This window comes from Caballeronia sp. NCF2, from assembly GCF_023631205.1.
Taxonomy (GTDB): Bacteria; Pseudomonadota; Gammaproteobacteria; order Burkholderiales; family Burkholderiaceae; genus Caballeronia; species Caballeronia zhejiangensis.
Window position 1 is genome coordinate 18,733 of the sequence record NZ_JALQDN010000007.1, and the last position, 18,001, is coordinate 36,733.

The window sequence follows — 18,001 nt, forward strand, 5'->3', positions numbered from 1 at the left end:
ATTAGCTGACAAAGCTTTTCAAATCGCGCGCCGGTGAAGCTTTCACAGACCGCATAGCAAGCCGCTTTCCATGCTCGAACTCTTCTATTCGAATCGTCACGAGACGCTCGCCGCAGCGCTCTTCGAAGACCTCGACGCGTTTGCGATGCGCGAGGGCGATCCCTTCGCGCGCGAGTCCGTCATCGTGCCGAGCGCGGCGTTGCGGCGCCGGCTCGAACTCGATATGGCGGAGCGCTTCGGCATCTGCGCGAACGTCGACTTCTGTTATCTCGCGCAATGGCTGTGGGCGCAGATCGGGCGCGTGCTGCCGGTGCCCGCGCATTCGCCGTTTTCGCCGGACCGGCTCGCGTGGCGTTGCTATCGGCTCTTCGAAGATCCATCGTTCGGCGATTCGGCGCGGCTATCGACGTATCTGAACGCCGCCGACGATTCCATGCGCTACGAACTCGCGCGGCGCATCGCGACAGTCTTCGATCACTATCTGACGTATCGGCCCGAGTGGCTCACGCATTGGCAGGCGGGCGGCTCGATTCTCACGGGAAGCAATGCCGAAATCGACGCGCGCGGCCCGCGTCTTTCTGGCGCGAACGACATCCAGCGCGAGGACGAGCGCTGGCAACGAGCGCTCTGGCGCGCACTGCTCGAAGACCTGTGCCGCGATGAGAACGGCGACGAGAAAGACCCGACGCCGCCCGCATACCGCTTCCTCGCCGGTTCCCCCGGCTTCGATCTCGATACGGTGATGCGCGCGCAATGGCCGAGCCGCATCAGCGTGTTCGCCTTGCCGACGATGCCGCCGCTGCACATCGCGCTCTTGCGCGAGCTGTCGCGCTGGATCGACGTGCGCGTCTACGCGCAGAATCCTTGCCGCGAGTTCTGGTTCGACATCGTGAGCGAGGCGCGCGTCGAACAACTCGAATTGAAGGGCGAGGCGGACTATCAGGAAGTCGGCCATCCGCTGCTCGCGGAGTGGGGCCGGCAGACGCAGGCGCAACTGCACATGCTGCACGAATTGACCGAGAGCGCGGCGTCGAGCGAGCGGCAACTGTTCGAGAACAATCCCGCGCCTACGTGGCTCGCGCGTCTGCAAAACGGCATCCTCGCGCTCGATGAAGACAGCGCCGAGCCGCAGCTCGAGGACATCGTCGAGAACGGCATCGAAGTGCATGTTTGTCACAGCCTGTCGCGCCAGCTCGAAGTGCTGCACGACCGCTTGCTCGACTGGTTCGACGATATCGAAGGGCTGGAGCCTTCGGACGTGCTCGTCGCGTTTCCGGATCTCGCAGTCGCTGGGCCGCTCATCGACGGCATCTTCGGCACCGCGCCCGCGGGCGCGAGCAACGAGCGCCGGCGCATTCCGTATCGGATTACCGGCCTGCCGCCGTCGCAGGCGAATCCCGTCGCGCGCGCGCTCATCGACTGGCTCGCGCTCACCGAACGCAGCGTCGGCGCGCCCGAGCTCGTCGAATGGCTGCGCGTGGATGCGATCGCGGCGCGCTACGGCATCGACGCCGCCGCGCTCGAAACGGCGCAGGCGTGGCTCGCGGCGGCAGGCGCGCGGCGCGGCCTGCGTCCCGACGACGTGACGGCGGACGACGTGCCCGCCGCGCGTCACACATTCGCCGATGCGCTCACGCGGCTCTATCTCGGCTATGCGCTGCCGGGCGGCGGCGCGCCGGTCGCGGATTGGCTGCCGATCGAAGGGGCGAACGGGTCGGAGGCCGAATTGCTCGGCCGTCTCACGCGCTTCGTCGACGATATCGACGCGTTCGCCGAACGCATCGCGAGAGCGCGCACCGCGCGCGCCTGGGGCGATCTGCTGCTCGACGCGCTGGAGCGTTTTTTCGATGCGGGCGTCGCGTTCGCCGACGCCGTCGGCGACGTGCGCCGCGCGATCGATTCGCTGATCGCCGCAATGGACGAGGGCGCGGGCGAGACCGAAGTATCGGCCGCCGTGATCCGCACCGCGCTCACCGATACGCTCGACGATCCAGCGCGCGGCGGCGTGCCCTGGGGCGGCGTCACGTTCTCGTCGCTGACGAGCTTGCGCGGGCTGCCGTATCGCGTCGTGTGTCTGCTCGGCATGGACGACGGCATGCTGCCGAGCCTCGCGCGCGCCGACGAGTTCGATCTGATGGCGCGCTTCGGCAAGCTCGGCGACCGTCAGCGCCGCGACGACGAGCGCAATCTGTTTCTCGATCTCACGCTCGCGGCGCGCGACCGGCTGATGATCGCGTACACGGGCCGCAGCATCCGCGACAACGCCGTGCTGCCGCCCGCCGCGCTCATCGACGAACTGCTCGACTACCTCGCGCAGTCCGTCGCGGGCAAGCACGCGGCGCCGGACGAACTCGCGAACGCGCGCGCGCGCTTCGTGTTCGAGCATCCGCTGCAGCCGTATGCGCCCGAGTATTTTCGCGACGATGGCAGGCTCTTCACTTACGAACCCGAGCGCGCCGAACTCGCTCGCGCTTTGGAGTCGGGCAAGTCGCAGCCCGTCGCGCGATTCTTCAGCGCGCCGTTGCCGCCGGAAGACGACGCGCAGACCGTCGCGTTCGACGACTTCGTGCGCTTCTGGCGGCATCCGGCGCGCTCGCTGTTGCGCGACCGCCTGGGCATTGCGCTCGTCGATGCCGAGTCCGAACTCGACGACACCGAGCCGTTCGAGCTCGGCTTCGCGGGCCGCGATGCGCTCGCCGCGCGCGTGCTGCCCGCGCTGCTTGACGCCGCCGACGATGGCGAGCGCGCCGCGCGGGAACTCGCAAGACGCGTCGCGCGCGCGAGTCCCGAAATGCCGGGCGGCGCGACGGGCGGCGTGTGGCAGGCGCGCGAACTGCACGCGCTCGGGCAACTGGCGGAGCGCGTGCGGGCATCGACGTCGGCGGGCGTCGAACGTCTGCCGTTCTCGCTGGACGTGAGGCCACGCTGGCCCGACACCGCGGGCATCGCGCTATTCGGCGCGCACGACGATTCGCTCGTCGACGTCCGTCCGATGGCGCTCGTCGGCACGTTGAACGCGCTGACGCCGCAAGGCCAGGTGATCTATCGCTACGACGCGCCGCGCGCGCGCGATTATCTGTCCGCGTGGCTCGCGCATCTCGCGTACTGCGCGGCGCTGCCCGACGGACCGCGCCGCACGATCTGGCACGGGCGCGGCGCACAATCGGCGGATTTCGAACTGATGCCCGTCGCCGATCCGCTCGCGCATCTCGCCGCGCTCGCGTCGCTCTATCGCGCGGGACGCCGCATGCCGCTGCGCTTCTTTCCGAAGAGCGCGTGGCTCAAGGTGAAGGAGGGCGATTCGAAAGCGCAGGCCGCGTGGGAATCCGAGCGCACGCACGCCGAATCCGACGATCCGGTGTTTCGCATCGCCTTTCGCGGCGCGGACCTCGCACTCGACGACGCCTTCGCCGCGCTCGCGCGCATCGTGTTCGAACCGCTCGTGCAACATCTGCGGAGCGGCGCATGACCAACCTGACTTCATCTCTGGACAACATCGGCGTGCAGGAACTCGACGTCTTCTCTTGCGCGCTCGACGGCGTCAATCAGATCGAGGCTTCCGCCGGCACCGGCAAGACCTGGAACATCTGCGCGCTCTACGTGCGGCTGCTGCTCGAAAAGCGCCTGTCCGTCGAGCAGATTCTCGTCGTCACGTTCACGAAGGCGGCGACCGCCGAGCTGCACGAGCGCATCCGCTCGCGGCTCGCGGGCGTTGCCCATGCGATCGAAAACGGCGATGCGGCGGGCGATCCGTTCATCGAGCAACTGTTCGACACGACGCTCGCCGGCATCGACGCAGACGAAGCCGCGAAGCGCCTGCGCATCGCGGTGTCGACCTTCGATCAGGCCGCGATCCACACGATTCACGCGTTCTGCCAGCGCGCGCTGCAGGAAGCGCCGTTCGCCGCGGCGATGCCGTTCGCGTTCGAAATGGAAGCCGACGACAGCGCGTTGCGCTTCGAGCTCGCCGCCGACTTCTGGCGCGAGCGCGTCGAGCCGGTGGCGGCGCGCGTGCCGTCGTTCGCGTCGTGGCTCGTCGCGAAGGGCGCGGGTCCGGCATCGCTCGATGCGCAACTCGCGCGGCGTCTGAAGAAGCCGCTCGCGGCGCTGCGTTTCGGTGACTTCGGCGCCGCGCAAACCGCCGACATGCAGGCGCTCTTCGACCAAGCCTGCGCGTTGTGGCACGCCGAGCGCGACGGCATCTTGAAGCTGCTCTCCGACGCGAAGGATGCGCTGAAAGCGAACAGCTACAGCACGAAGATCGTCGGCGAGGCCATCGAGGCATGGAGCGCCTACTTCGCGGAAGGCGATTGCCACGCGCCGCCGCCCGAGCGGGCGCTCAAGCTCACGGCGACCGCGCTCGCCAAGGGCACCAAGGTCAAGAACACGCCGCCCGCGCACGCCTTCTTCGATCAGGCCGATGCGCTCGCCGCGTCCGCCGCCGCCGCCGAGGCATCGCAGCGCGCGATGTGGCTCGACATCGTGCGTGAATGGCTCGATCACGCGCCTTCCGAACTCGCCGCGCGCAAGCGCGCGCGCCGCGTCGTGTCGTTCGACGATCTGCTGTCGAACCTGCATCACGCGCTCGTGAAGCACGCGTGGCTCGCCGAGGCGTTGCGCGCGCGTTATCCAGCCGCGCTCATCGACGAATTTCAGGACACGGACCCGCTGCAGTTCGCGATCTTCGATCGCGTATTCGCGCCGCACGGGCCGCTCTTTCTCGTCGGCGACCCGAAGCAGGCGATCTACAGCTTCCGCGCCGCCGACCTGCACACGTATCTCGCCGCGCGCGACGGCGCGAGCGCGCGCTACACGCTCGCGGTCAACCAGCGCTCCACGCCGCCGATCATCGAGGCGTGCAACCGTTTGTTCGAGGCGAATCCGTCGGCGTTCATCCTAGATGGGCTCGACTATCAGCCGGTGCGCGCGGGCACGCGTCAGCGCGGACCGTTCGTCGACAACACGCCGGCCGCCGCGTATTCGGACATCGCGGATTTCTGCGTGTGGATGCTGCCGCACGGCGAATCGGTGCTTGTGAAAGCGAATGCGCAGCGCGATGCCGCAGAGGCCTGCGCCGCCGAGATCGCGCGGCTGTTGCGCGGTGCGCAGCGCGGCGAAGTGACCATCGGGAAAGCGCCGCTGTCGGCGGGCGATATCGCCGTGCTCGTGCGGACGCATCGGCAGGGCAGTCTCGTGAAGCGCGTGCTCGCGGCATGGGGCATCGGCAGCGTGGAGCTCGCGCAGGCGTCCGTGTTCGGCTCGCTCGATGCCGAGCAGATCGAGCGCGTGCTCGCCGCCATCGACACGCCGGGCGATCTGCGCCGCCTGCGCGCCGCGCTCGCCACCGACTGGTTCGGGCTCGACGCCGCCGCGCTCTGGCGGCTCGAACACGCGGACGCCGCCGATCCGCACGGCGAGCCGATCGATTCGACGAGCTGGGTCGAGCGCTTCTCGCGCTATCGCACGATCTGGCACGAGCGCGGCTTCGCGGTGATGTGGCGCACGCTCGCGCGCGAGCTGTCGATCGCGACGCGTCTCGTCGCACGGCCCGACGGCGAGCGCCGGCTCACGAACGTGAATCATCTGGCGGAGCTGCTGCAGGCGCGCTCGGCCGAACAGCCCGGCATCGCGCCGACGCTGCGCTGGCTCGCGGCGCAACGCGAGCAGCAGGGCGGCGGCGAGGAAGCGCAACTGCGTCTCGAATCGGACCGCAATCTCGTGCAGATCGTGACCGTGCACAAGTCGAAAGGGCTTGAGTATGCGGTCGTGCTCTGTCCGTTCCTGAACGACGGCGCGTCGCGCGAGGCGTCGAAATCCGGTTTGCCCGATGCGCGCGAGTATCACGACGACGCGGGCGTGGCGGTGCTGCATTACGGCATGGAAGGCGACGAAGACGATCTCGCGAGTGCGGCCATTGCGCGCGAGCAGGCGGCCGAGAGCGCGCGTCTCGTGTATGTCGCGCTGACGCGCGCGGTGTTCCGCTGCTATGTCGTCGCGGGTTCTTATCTGTCGAGCCGGTCGACGAAGGAGTCGCGCCGAAGCGTCCTCAACTGGCTCGTCGCGGGTGGCGGAAAAGACTTCGATGCGTTCTGCGATGCGCCGCCCGAGGAAGCGGAAATCGTCGCGGCGTGGCATGCGGTTGCGGCGCGGTCGCAGGGCGCGATCGGCGTCGCGCCGCTGCCGGTGATCGACACGCGCGAGCCGCTCGAAGCCGACGCGTCCCACGAACACGAGATCGCCGCGCGCACGAACCGGCGCATCCTGCGCGATCGCTGGCGCATGGCGAGCTTCAGTTCGCTGATCGCGGCGGGCGCGCGCGACGAGGCGAATCAGGCGCAGCCGGTGGAAGCGCGTCCGGATCACGACGAACTCGCCGCGCTCGATGACACCGCGCGCACGGACGCCGCTTCAAGTGACGAATCGCCGCTCGATCCCGACGACATTCTCGCGTTTCCGCGCGGCGCGGCGGCGGGCGAGTGCCTGCATCGCATGTTCGAGCTGGCGGATTTCACCGATGAGTCGAGCTGGCCGGCCGCCGTCGAGCGCGCGCTGCACGAGCATCCGACGCCCGCGCCGGAAGCGCTCGCGCCGCGTCTGCGTCCGATGATGCTGCGTCTCATCGGCGACACCGTGAGGAGCGAAATCGCGCCCGGCATGCGGCTCGCGACCATCCCGACGACGCGCCGCATGAACGAACTGGAGTTCCTGTTCCCGGCGGATTCGCTCGATTTCAGCGCGTTGCGGCGTCTGCTCGCGGCGCACGGTTTTCCCGACGTCGCGCTGGAGGCGGGCGCGTTGCGCGGATTCATCAAGGGTTTCATCGACATGATCGTCGAGCACGAAGGCCGTTTCTGGATCATCGACTGGAAGTCGAATCATCTGGGCGATGCCGCTTCCGACTACGCCGCCGCGCCGCTCGCCACGGCAATGGCGGAGCACGCGTATCACCTTCAGGCGCTCATTTACGTGGTCGCGCTGCATCGATATTTGCGCGCGCGGCTCGCGGGCTATGCGTACGACACGCATGTCGGCGGCTATCTGTATCTGTTCGTGCGCGGCGTGCGCCCGGACTGGCGCGACGGTGAAGAAGCGTGCGGCGTGCATCGCGGACGGCCGTCGCTGGAACTGGTCGAGGCGCTCGATCGTTTGATGTCGGGAGGCGCGGCATGAGCACGCTCGATGCAATGCAGGCGACGCGCCCCGTGCCCGCGCCCGCCGATGAAAGCGCGGCGCTCGCCGAAGGTTTCGCGCGGCGCATGAGCGCGCTCGCGGCGCGCCTGAACGCAGACGAACGCAGCGTGCTGTGGGCCGAACGCGCCGCGCTCGCGATGAGCCGCGCGACCGCGCAAGGCCATGTGTGCCTGCCGCTCGCCGCGCTCGCGCGCCGTCACGACGCGCGTTTCGACGAGGCGCGCGACGCGCTGCTTGCAAGCGGTGTCGCGTGCCTCGTGCGCGGCGGCGCGCGCGCGGACGCGGCCGACCTGCTGCCGCTCGTCATCGACGAGGACGGGCGGCTTTATCTCGCGCGCTACTTCGACTACGAGCGCAGGCTCGCGTGCTCGCTCGTCGAACGTTCGCGCGATACGCGCATGACCGCTTCGCGAGAGGACATCGCGCGACAGGCCGAACGCATCGCGCGCTATTTCGGCCCGCGCGCGGATGACGACATCGACTGGCAGCGGGTCGCGGCGTTCGTCGCGCTGGCGGGACGGCTGACGATCGTGAGCGGCGGGCCGGGCACCGGCAAGACGACGACCGTCGTCGGCGTGCTCGCGTGTCTGCTCGACGCGGATCCGGACTTGCGGATCGCGCTCGCCGCGCCGACCGGCAAGGCGGCGCAGCGCATGCAGGAGGCGCTCATCGAACGCGCGGACAAGCTGCCGCCCGAACTCGCCGAACGCCTGCCGCGCACGTCGTTCACGTTGCAGCGATTGCTCGGCGTGCAGTCGGACGGGCGCTTCCGGCATCATCGCGACAATCCGTTGCCGTATGACGTGATCGTCGTCGACGAAGCCTCGATGATCGACGTCGCGCTCGCCGCCCATCTGCTCGAAGCCGTCGCGCCGGCGAGCCGTCTCGTGATGCTCGGCGACAAGGATCAACTGTCGGCGGTGGAAGCGGGCGCGGTGTTCGCGGAACTGAGCGCGGAGCCGTCGTTCAGCCATGCGGGCGTGGCGCGCATCGCGGCGGCGCTTTCGGTCGATGCGAAGCGCCTCGAAGCCGCATTGCCGACCGCCGCGCCCATCGACGATTCCGAGGGCTACGGCGATCTCTTCGACGCGAAGGCCGAGCCCGCGCTCACCGATTGCGTCGTGTGGCTGCAGAAGAACTATCGCTTCGGGCTCGATTCGGACATCGGGCGTCTGTCGATCGCAATCCGCAATGGCGACGAACGGGCCGCGCTCGATGCGCTCGATCCATCGGGCGAGCGCGCGGCCGTGCTCTTCGACGATGGCGACGCGACGCTGTCCGAGCGCACCCTCGCGCGTCTCGCGAAAGGCTTCGCGCCGTACGCGGACGCGCTATCGGCCGTGCTCGACGGCGAGCAAGCGGATCACGCCCGACTCTTCGATGCGCTGAATCGCTTCCGCGTGCTGTGCGCGACGCGCAAGGGGCCGCGCGGCGTCGACGAAGTGAACGCGCGCATCGCGGCGAAAGTGCGCGAGCAAGCGGGCATTGCGCTTGCACTCGGTGCACAGTGGTTCGCCGGACGGCCGGTGATCGTCACGCGCAACGACTACGCGCTCGGGCTTTTCAACGGCGATATCGGCATCGCGCTGCCGGGCGCCGACGGCCTGTTGCGCGTCGCGTTCCGCCTGGCCGATGGCGCGCTGCGCTACGTGTCGCCCGCTGCGCTGCCGCCGCACGACACCGCGTTCGCGCTCACCGTGCACAAGTCGCAAGGCTCGGAGTTCGAGCACGCGGCGCTCGTGTTGCCCGGCGCGTTCGTGCGCGTGTTGTCGCGCGAGCTGGTGTACACGGCGATCACGCGGGCGAAGCGCAGAGTCGAAGTGATCGGCTCGGCGGCGATCTTCGCGCAAGCCGTCCGGGAGCCGACGCGCCGCGACTCCGGGCTGGCCGCGAGAATGCGGCGCCTATCCAGGGAATTCGACCGATGACCATCACCGACAGCCTCGCCGTGCCGCCCAACGAAATCGAGCTGACGGCCGTGCGCGCGCAAGGCGCGGGCGGTCAGAACGTCAACAAGGTGTCGAGCGCGATCCATCTGCGCTTCGACATCCGCGGGTCTTCGTTGCCGGAGCACATCAAGGCGCGTCTGCTCGCGCTTTCCGACAGCCGCGTCACGCGCGAGGGCGTGATCGTCATCAAGGCGCAGGAGCATCGCACGCAGGACATGAATCGCGCGGCGGCGCTCGCGCGTCTCGACGAACTCATCCGCAGCGTGTCGGTCACGCGCCGCAAGCGAATCGCGACGAAGCCGACGCGCGCATCGCAGTTGCGGCGCGTCGAAGGCAAGGTGAAACGCGGCGCGATCAAGGCGGGACGCGGGCCGGTGCGTGGCGAATGACTCAGCTTTGCCACTTCGGCGGCATGTCGACGCGCGGCCCGAAGAACCACGACTTGAGCACGTCGCGTCCGATCACGCGGCCCAGTTCGGCGAACGCACAGTAGTTGCCGATCATCAGCACGAGAAGGATCTGGACGGCCCAGAACTGCGGCCAGTTGATATGCGCGATGAGCGCCTGATTCGCGGCAGCAAGGCCGTGGGTCTCCTTCCAGAAGTCCAGCAGCCGCTCGAGATAGTGCAGGATGCCAGCGATGGCCGTGTAGATCAGCGTTTTCCAGGCGGCGTTCCAGACCAGCGGACGGTCCGGATAGCGGTTGATGAACGGCAGCATGTTGGCGATCAGCACGGACTTGCCGAGAATCAGCGAAGCGACGAGCACTGACATCGACGAGGTCAGCGAAATGCCGGTGCCCATTACCATCAACGCGCGCACGATGGCGACGGCATGCAGGAGGATGAAAAAGAAAACGGTCGGCGGGACCATTTTCATCATTTCATGTTTGAGCTTGGCGAACAAATCGTGCATGACGGCTCCCGGCAAAAGCGCGAAGGATGACGCGGCGCCGCACGGCGTGCAACGGCATCCAAACAATTTCACCCTTGCGGACGATGCCGCCCGCACACCGCCGCTTTTCCCGAAAGCAGTATAGTCAGCGCGCGAATTTTCGCCGTCCGACGAACGGCACGCGTTTCACGACGCCCGTCGCGAGCGCGGTGCCCGCGAGCACGATCGCGCAGCCCGCCATCATGACGAGCGAGACGTGCTCGCCGAGAAAGAGCGCGCCCCACAGAATGCCGAACAGCGGAATCACGAACGTGACGGTCATCGCGCGCGCCGGGCCCGCGACCGCGACCAGATGGAAGTAGATGAAATACGCGATCCCCGTGCAGCCGATGCCGAGCGCGAGCACCGCGCCCCATGCGTGCGCGGAAACCGGCGCGGCGGGCCACGTAAAGAGCGCGATCGGCGCGAGCGTGAGCGTTGCGCCGATCATGCTGCCGGCCGCGTTGGTCATCGCGTCGACGTCCATCAGATACTTTTTCGCGAAGTTGCCCGCGACGCCGTAAAGCGCCGACGCCGCCAGCGCCGCCGCCGCCGCGAGCATGCCTTGCACCGGCAGCGCGGCGGCTTGCCCGGCGTGCTCCGGCGCGATCTGGTTCCACACCAGCACGAGCACGCCCGCGAAGCCGATCGCCATGCCGATCGTGCGCGCGGTCGTCAGGCGATCCTTGAGCCACAGGAAAGCGACGAGCGCGCCGAACAGCGGCGTCGTCGCGTTGATGACGGACGTGGCCCCGGCCGAAAGCGTCAATTCGGCATACGCGAAGAGACAAAACGGCGCGGCCGAGTTGAGAATGCCGACGGCGAGCAACTGAAGCCAGCGTTTCTTCAGCGTCGCGGCGGTTTGGGCGAGCGGCCGCCGCGAAAGCAGCATCGCGATCAGGAACACGGCGCCGATGCCCACGCGCACGGCCATCAGCGGCGCGACGCCGAACTCGGCGACGCCCACGCGGATGAAGAGAAACGACGCGCCCCACAGGGCGGCGAGGACGATCAGTTGCAGCAGATTGGCGGGTGACATGGCGGGCGGACTTCGCAAGGCTCATCGAAAGTCCGCGCATGTTAGCACCGCGTTCGTCTCAGAAATGGTCCGCCGGACGAAAGCGCAAGAAGCGGGAGAAACAGGGGAAGCGCGAAAGCTCAATGCGGCGGGATCATCCACGTCAGCACGTTTTGCTGCAGCCACACGAGCACGCCGAGCAGGATCGTCAGCAAGATCGAATGCTTGAACGTGCGCGCGAACACGAGGCCTTCCTTGCCCTTGAGCTCGGTGGTCGCGACGCCGGTCGAGATGTTTTGCGGCGAGATCATCTTGCCCATCACGCCGCCCGACGAATTGGTCGCCGCCATCAGCACCGGATTGAGGTTGAGCTGGTTCGCCGCGACGACCTGCAGATTGCCGAAGAGCGCGTTGCCCGACGTGTCGCTGCCGGAGAGGAACACCGCGACCCACCCGAGGAACGCGGACACGAGCGGGAAGAACGGCCCGACCGACGCCACGCCCAGACCGAGCGTGTAGTTCATGCCCGAGTAGTTCATCAGATACGCGAGGCCGACGATCGTCGCGACCGTCAGAATGGCGATGCGCGTCTGCACCCACGTATCGCCGATCGCCGCGACGTATTCGCGCGCGGGCAGCTTCACCATCAACGCGGTGATGATCGACGCGACCAGGATCGCCGTGCCCGTCGCGAGTGGCTGGAAGTCCCAGATCGCGCCGTAAGGCTGCTTGTAGAGCGTGATGTAGACCGCCTTGTCGAGGCCCGGCCACGCGATTTTCACGTCGCCGATCATGAAGATCTTGAGCACCGTCCACACGATCACGACCACCGAGACCACGATCCACGGCACCCAGCCCTGGCCGCCCGGAATCGCCGAACGCGTCGCGCCGGCGCGCTCGACGTTCACCGCGAAGCGCTCGTCCGCGACCGGCTTCCACACGCGCAGGAACGCGATCGTCACGATCAGCGAGACGAGCGACGAAAGCACGTCGGTGAGCGCATAGCTGATGTAGTTCGACGTCACGAACTGCGTCAATGCGAACACGCCGCCCGAGACGAGCAGCACGGGCCAGATACGCATCATGTTGCGAAAGCCCGCGTAGATACCGATCACATAGAAGGGCAGAAAGAGCGCGAAGAACGGCAACTGGCGACCGACCATTTTGGCGAGCGCATCGGTGGGCAGGTGCGTGACTGCGCCGAGCACGGTGATCGGCACGCCGAGCGCGCCGAACGCGACCGGCGCCGTGTTGAAGATCAACGTGAAGGTGAGCGCTTCGAGCGTCGGGAAGCCGAGCAGGATCAAGAGCGAACTCGTGATCGCGATCGGCGTGCCGAAGCCCGAAATCCCTTCGAGCAGCGCGCCGAACGAGAAGCCGATCACGACGAGCACGATGCGCCGGTCGTTCGGCAGGTTATCGACCATCCACATGCGAAATGCTTCGAAGCGCCCCGAGCGTTGCGCGACGTTGTAGAGCAGGATCGCGGCGAAGACGATCCACATGACCGGCCACAGCGCGAACACGGCGCCGGCCGCGACCGAATCGAGCGCGAGCCCGACCGGAAAATGCCAGCCCGCGATGGCGATGACGAGCGCAAGGACCAGCCCCGCGAGCGACGCCTGCCACGCGGGACGGCGCGCCCAGCCGAGCAGCACGAGCACGAGGATGATCGGCAGCGCGGCGACGATGAAGGATGCGAACAGGGAATTGGCGATCGGGGTGAGTAGCTGGTGGAACATCGGGTCTCCTTCGTTCTGTCATGAACCGAAGCGGCGCCAACGCGAAGCCGCGATGCGCGTGGAGTTCGATGTCCGGTCGCCGGCTTAAGCAACCGCATAACGCGCACACTAAGAATAGGGCGCGAAGGGCATGCGTCAAGGCGTGAATGCCCGTCCATTCCGGCCACGGCGTGGCGCGCAGAGGTGAATGGACGTGAAGGGACGCGCCGCTTGCGGGCGCGTCATCGATGCGGACGGAGAAGCACGGACGAGCGCGATCAGCCCTCGGCGACGGCGCTCGGCGCGCTCTCGTCGCGACCGGCCGATGGCGTCTGGCGGAAGACCCACACGGTCAGAAGGCCGAGCGAGGCGAAAATCCACAGCAGGAAAAACACGAAGGCCATCATGTCCGATCCCCCGATACGGAAACGTGCGCGGAACAACGGTTATCGCCGTTGCGACTCGATGCAGGGAAGCTATGTAGCCAAAACCGTGCCAATCATCTGGCGAATAGTGGCGAAGCCTTGTCGGATAAGGAAAGTGCGCCGGCGCACGATGAAGCGCGTCGTGCGCGCGAGCCCGTGTCGAAAGGAAAATGTTGCAGCAGTGTTACGCGGCAAGGCGACAAACGGCTTTTTGTCTCATCTGGCGTATCGCGGCGCGGCGATCAGTGTCCGCGGCCGCCGCCTCCGCCGCCATGCCAACTGCCGCCGCCGCCGTGCCAGCCGCCGCCCCCATGCCACCCGCCGCCGTGCCATCCGCCACCGTGGTAGCCGCCGCGATAGCCATGTCCCCAGCAGCATCCGCTGCCGCCCCAGTAGCCGAAGCTGAACGAAACCGCCGGATAACCGTAGCCGTAGCCGTAGTACGCCGGATAGCCGTAGTACGGGTAAGCCGCATACGGCGGGTAATACGGATAGGGATACGTCCGGTAGTAGTCGGAGTACGACGAGCCGACGGCGTATTCGTACTGTGGCGGCAAGGTCGCGGATGACGTCGGCGTGGCCGCCGTGCCGGACGCGGGCAACGCAAATTCCCGCTGCGTGTAGGTCGCGCCGACGACAGGCGCGGGCGGATAAGCTGGATAAGCCGGATAACCGTAAGGGTAATAACATCCGCCGAGAAGAAGCCCGGCGGCGAGCGCTGCGGCGGCCGTCCCCGGTCCGGACATGCTGCGGGCGGAAATCATGGCACTGCTCCTTGCGTTACGGCTTGCGGGACGTGGGATCGAATGAAATTGGCCCCTTAAGAAGCAGCTTAGTCGAACGACAACCGGGAGGCGCGCCGCGTGATGTGAAAAAGCATTGCGGCGCGCCTTTATGTAACAGAAATGAAACAGCGGGTCGTTGATGGCGGCGAAACGCGTCCGTTGCGTCGTAGACGATGTTCGCGCTACTTCCCGACCTGATTGCCGATAATCCCGCCGACCGCCGCGCCGCCGAGCGTCGAAAGCGCGCTGCCGCCGATCACCGCGCCGCCCGCCGCACCGACGCCGGCGCCGATAGCCGTATCCCGTTGACGCGTGGTCATGTCGCCGCAAGCGGTCAGTCCTCCCAGAAACCCAACGATCATTGCAGCGGCGCCGATCTGTTTGATGATTTTCATGTCGACTCTCCAATTCGAAGATGAGATGAATCGGCTGCGGTTCGGCCGCATTTGCGCCGGTTCACGCACTCAACCAGCAGAAAAGATGCCCGAATCGTCGGATGAACCGCTCATTCAGGCCCGACAAGGCTTTGCGCCCGGCGCACACATAAAAAACGGCCTGCCGCACGCGCTGTGCGACAGGCCGTTGTCAGCGAGTCAGAAGCTTCAGGTCGGCTGATAGATTTCCGAGCCCTTTTTCACGAACTCGATCGCCTTCGTCTCCATGCCCTTGGCGAGCGCCTCGCTTTCGCTGACACCTTGCTTCGCCGCGAAATCGCGCACGTCCTGCGTGATCTTCATCGAGCAGAAGTGCGGGCCGCACATCGAGCAGAAATGCGCGACCTTCGCGGAATCCTTCGGCAGCGTTTCGTCGTGGAATTCGCGCGCCTTGTCCGGATCGAGACCGAGATTGAACTGGTCTTCCCAGCGGAATTCGAAGCGTGCCTTCGACAGCGCGTTGTCCCGCACCTGCGCGCCCGGATGACCCTTCGCGAGATCGGCCGCGTGCGCCGCGAGCTTGTACGTGATGATGCCTTCCTTCACGTCGTCCTTGTTCGGCAGCCCCAGGTGTTCCTTGGGCGTGACGTAGCAGAGCATCGCGGTGCCGAACCAGCCGATCATCGCAGCGCCGATGCCCGACGTGATGTGGTCGTAACCCGGCGCGATGTCGGTCGTCAGCGGCCCGAGCGTGTAGAAGGGCGCTTCGTCGCACCATTCCAGTTGCAGGTCCATGTTTTCCTTGATGAGCTGCATCGGAACGTGGCCGGGGCCTTCGATCATCACCTGCACGTCGTGCTTCCACGCGATCTGCGTCAGTTCGCCGAGCGTCTTCAGTTCGCCGAGCTGGGCTTCGTCATTGGCGTCGTAGATCGAGCCGGGGCGCAGGCCGTCGCCGAGGGAGAACGAGACATCGTATTGCTTCATGATTTCGCAGATGTCTTCGAAGTGCTCGTAAATGAAGCTTTCCTTGTGATGCGCGAGGCACCACTTCGCCATGATCGAGCCGCCGCGCGACACGATGCCCGTCATGCGGTTCGCGGTCAGCGGCACGTATTGCAGGCGCACGCCGGCGTGAATCGTGAAGTAATCGACGCCTTGCTCCGCCTGCTCGATGAGCGTGTCGCGGAAGATTTCCCACGTCAGGTCTTCGGCCTTGCCGTTCACCTTTTCGAGCGCCTGATAGATTGGCACCGTGCCGATCGGCACCGGCGAATTGCGGATGATCCACTCGCGCGTTTCGTGGATGTGCTTGCCGGTCGACAGATCCATGACCGTGTCGCCGCCCCAGCGAATTGCCCACGTCATCTTGTCGACTTCCTCGCCGATCGACGACGTGACCGCCGAATTGCCGATGTTCGCGTTGATCTTCACGAGGAAGTTGCGGCCGATAATCATCGGCTCGCTTTCCGGGTGATTGATGTTCGCGGGGATGATCGCGCGGCCGCGCGCCACTTCCTCGCGCACGAATTCAGGCGTGATTTCCTTCGCCGCGTCCTTGCCGAACGCCGCCGCGCCGAAGGCTTGTCCGGCGTGCTGGCGGCCCATCATCTTCGCGAGCTTTTCGCCGTTGGGGCCGCTCGTGCGCAGGCTTTCGAGATACTCCGCGCGACGCTGGTTCTCGCGAATCGCGATGTACTCCATCTCCGGCGTGATGATGCCTTGCCGCGCGTAGTGCATCTGCGAGACGTTCTTGCCGGCGAGCGCGCGGCGCGGATGACGGTGCAAACCCGGAAAGCGCAGTTCGGCCGTTTTGGGATCGGCGGCGCGCTCGCGGCCGAACTCGCTCGACAGGCCGCTCAGTTCCTCGGTGTCGCCGCGCTTTTCGATCCACGCGCCGCGCAGCGCGGGAAGACCGCTGCGAATGTCGATCTGCGCGTCGGGGTCGGTGTACGGGCCCGACGTGTCGTACACGTAGACGGGCGGATTCTTCTCGCCGCCGAAGCCGTCGGGCGTGTCGGATTGCGTGATCTCGCGCATCGGCACGCGGATGTCGGGCGTCGAACCTTCGACATAGACCTTGCGCGAGTTCGGCAGCGGCGCGATGGCGGCGGCATCGACGACGGCGTTTTCCGAGAGGAACTTCGGGTTGGCATTCATGTGCTTGATCTCCTAAGGGACGATTTTTTTCAGCACGAGCGATGTCGTAGCTCGTGGTGACTCAGGAGCTAAACAGGGAGGAACGAGATGGAAAGGTACGGGTTCGGTTGAAGTGGCGTGGACTGCGGCCTATGGAACCCGAACGCTTCCCTGCGCTGGCATTATCCAGATCAGGTTCAAAGGGTATTTCTCACCCACGCCACACGAAGCGCTTCGCCGATGAAACCGCACGAAACCGCGATGTGCAACGCAGGACCCCCGCGTTAGCAGCCGACACGTTACACCGCGGCGTGGCGTCTTGGCAACCATCCCGAAAATGAGCCGATGGATGCGAGCGCTTACTGCATAATGTCGGGCGCCGCGGATTTCCGGGTTTTCCCGAAGGTCGCGCGGTCCTTCCTCGCGCCATTCCCCTTTGCTTTACGCCATGTCGTTCTGTCTGGTTTTGCCCGTTTTTCTCCGGCGCGCAGCCGTCGCCGCGGAGTGATGCATGTCCGCTCTGCCTCCGCCGCGCCTGCCGTTCAGCTTCCCTGACCGTTTTCCGTTTCGCGCGCCGCGCTCTTTCAAAGGGCAGGTCGCGCTTGCGCTGACGGTCGTCTATCTCGTTTGGGGATCGACGTATCTCGGCATCCATCTCGCGCTCGAATCTTTTCCGCCGTTGATGCTCGGCGGGCTGCGCAATCTGTTCGCGGGCATCGGGCTATTCTTGATCGCGGTGCATCGCAAGTCGGTGTGGCCCAGCGCGCGGGAAGTGCGCAACGCGGCGATCGTCGGCACGTTGCTGGAAGGTCTGTCGAGCGGGATGATGGCTTACGGCATGCGGACCGTGGGGACCGGCACGGCCGCCGTGATGGTCGCGACGGTGCCGCTTTTCGCGACGATCTTCACCGCGCTCAGCGGACGCGGCGTCGCGAAAGGCGAGTGGTTCGCGGTGGCGCTGGGTCTGCTCGGGATCGTGCTGCTGAATCACGGCGATCCCTCGCCGAGTTCGACGGTCGGCACGCTGGCGATTCTGTGCGCCGCGATCTTCTGGGCGGGCGGCGCGCATCTGGCGACGCGCCTGCCGCAGCCTTCCGATTTGCTGATGTCGACGGCGCTGCAGATCGGTTTGGGCGGATTAATCGCGACGGCGATCGCGTTCGCATCGGGCGAGCGGTTGGCGAGCGTCGGCGTCGGCGCGGGGTTCTCGTTTTTGTATCTCGTTGTGATCGGTTCGATGGCCGCTTATGTCGCGTATAACTTTCTGATACGCAATACGAGCACGATCGTCGCGACGAGTTGTCTTTATGTGAATCCGGTGGTGGCGGTTGGTTTGGGCGCGCTGCTGCTCGGGGAAATCGTCACGCAATGGACCGTGATTGCGACCGTTGTCATTCTGCTTTCCGTTGGGCTTTCGTTCTGGTTTGATCAGCGGCGGCGGGGACTTCTCTGAACGCACCATCCTT

At 66.4% G+C, this 18,001-nt stretch carries 13 protein-coding genes and 1 riboswitch; of the genes, 6 read left to right on the forward strand and 7 right to left on the reverse strand.

What is annotated here, in order from left to right; all coding sequences use genetic code 11:
- Nucleotides 1-70 precede the first annotated feature (70 nt).
- The 4 genes from recC to arfB are packed head-to-tail and all read left to right on the forward strand — an operon-like array spanning nucleotide 71 to nucleotide 9,529.
- A complete protein-coding gene (recC, locus tag NCS02_RS05045) occupies nucleotides 71-3,469 on the forward strand; it encodes an exodeoxyribonuclease V subunit gamma (protein ID WP_244807857.1) in 3,399 nt (1,132 codons plus the stop codon).
- A complete protein-coding gene (gene recB, locus NCS02_RS05050) occupies nucleotides 3,466-7,170 on the forward strand; it encodes an exodeoxyribonuclease V subunit beta (protein WP_250522901.1) in 3,705 nt (1,234 codons plus the stop codon). The genes recC and recB overlap by 4 nt, the downstream gene beginning before the upstream one ends.
- Nucleotides 7,167-9,119, forward strand: coding sequence for an exodeoxyribonuclease V subunit alpha (recD, locus tag NCS02_RS05055; RefSeq protein ID WP_250518128.1), 1,953 nt, complete (start codon nucleotides 7,167-7,169; stop codon nucleotides 9,117-9,119). Before recB ends, recD begins: the two co-directional genes overlap by 4 nt.
- The gene (gene arfB, locus NCS02_RS05060) at nucleotides 9,116-9,529 is read left to right on the forward strand and encodes an alternative ribosome rescue aminoacyl-tRNA hydrolase ArfB (protein WP_244807860.1); all 414 of its coding nucleotides are present in this window, start codon (nucleotides 9,116-9,118) and stop codon (nucleotides 9,527-9,529) included. The genes recD and arfB overlap by 4 nt, the downstream gene beginning before the upstream one ends.
- Before the next feature lies 1 nt (nucleotide 9,530).
- On the opposite strand, the gene NCS02_RS05065 is transcribed toward arfB, so the two are convergent.
- The 6 genes from NCS02_RS05065 to NCS02_RS05085 form a co-directional block, all read right to left on the reverse strand.
- Nucleotides 9,531-10,055, reverse strand: coding sequence for a hypothetical protein (locus tag NCS02_RS05065; protein WP_008350584.1), 525 nt, complete (start codon nucleotides 10,053-10,055; stop codon nucleotides 9,531-9,533).
- Between the two features lie 124 nt (nucleotides 10,056-10,179).
- The gene (locus NCS02_RS05070) at nucleotides 10,180-11,112 is read right to left on the reverse strand and encodes a DMT family transporter (protein WP_175979897.1); all 933 of its coding nucleotides are present in this window, start codon (nucleotides 11,110-11,112) and stop codon (nucleotides 10,180-10,182) included.
- A gap of 119 nt (nucleotides 11,113-11,231) precedes the next feature.
- Complete coding sequence (locus NCS02_RS05075) at nucleotides 11,232-12,833, reverse strand: L-lactate permease (protein ID WP_034474233.1); 1,602 nt, start codon at nucleotides 12,831-12,833, stop codon at nucleotides 11,232-11,234.
- 257 nt (nucleotides 12,834-13,090) lie between these two features.
- Entirely contained in the window at nucleotides 13,091-13,219 is a 129-nt protein-coding gene (locus tag NCS02_RS36275) for a hypothetical protein (protein WP_268811669.1), read from the reverse strand.
- 260 nt (nucleotides 13,220-13,479) lie between these two features.
- Nucleotides 13,480-14,001, reverse strand: coding sequence for a hypothetical protein (locus NCS02_RS05080; RefSeq protein WP_244807861.1), 522 nt, complete (start codon nucleotides 13,999-14,001; stop codon nucleotides 13,480-13,482).
- 203 nt (nucleotides 14,002-14,204) lie between these two features.
- Nucleotides 14,205-14,384 (reverse strand): YMGG-like glycine zipper-containing protein, encoded by a 180-nt coding sequence (locus NCS02_RS05085; RefSeq protein WP_372492622.1) that lies wholly within the window; start codon nucleotides 14,382-14,384, stop codon nucleotides 14,205-14,207.
- Between the two features lie 31 nt (nucleotides 14,385-14,415).
- Between NCS02_RS05085 and NCS02_RS05090 the strand changes: the two genes are divergently transcribed.
- Nucleotides 14,416-14,637 carry a hypothetical protein gene (locus NCS02_RS05090; protein ID WP_250519347.1) on the forward strand — a complete coding sequence of 74 codons (222 nt, stop codon included), beginning with the start codon at nucleotides 14,416-14,418 and terminating at the stop codon, nucleotides 14,635-14,637.
- Here NCS02_RS05090 and thiC read toward each other — a convergent pair.
- Complete coding sequence (thiC, locus tag NCS02_RS05095) at nucleotides 14,625-16,556, reverse strand: phosphomethylpyrimidine synthase ThiC (RefSeq protein WP_008350573.1); 1,932 nt, start codon at nucleotides 16,554-16,556, stop codon at nucleotides 14,625-14,627. The two genes, NCS02_RS05090 and thiC, sit on opposite strands and share 13 nt — an antisense overlap.
- A 129-nt stretch (nucleotides 16,557-16,685) precedes the next feature.
- Nucleotides 16,686-16,826: riboswitch (TPP riboswitch) on the reverse strand.
- Nucleotides 16,827-17,046: 220 nt separating this feature from the next.
- Here thiC and NCS02_RS05100 point away from each other — a divergent pair.
- Entirely contained in the window at nucleotides 17,047-17,988 is a 942-nt protein-coding gene (locus tag NCS02_RS05100; protein ID WP_008350571.1) for an EamA family transporter, read from the forward strand.
- Nucleotides 17,989-18,001 lie beyond the last annotated feature (13 nt).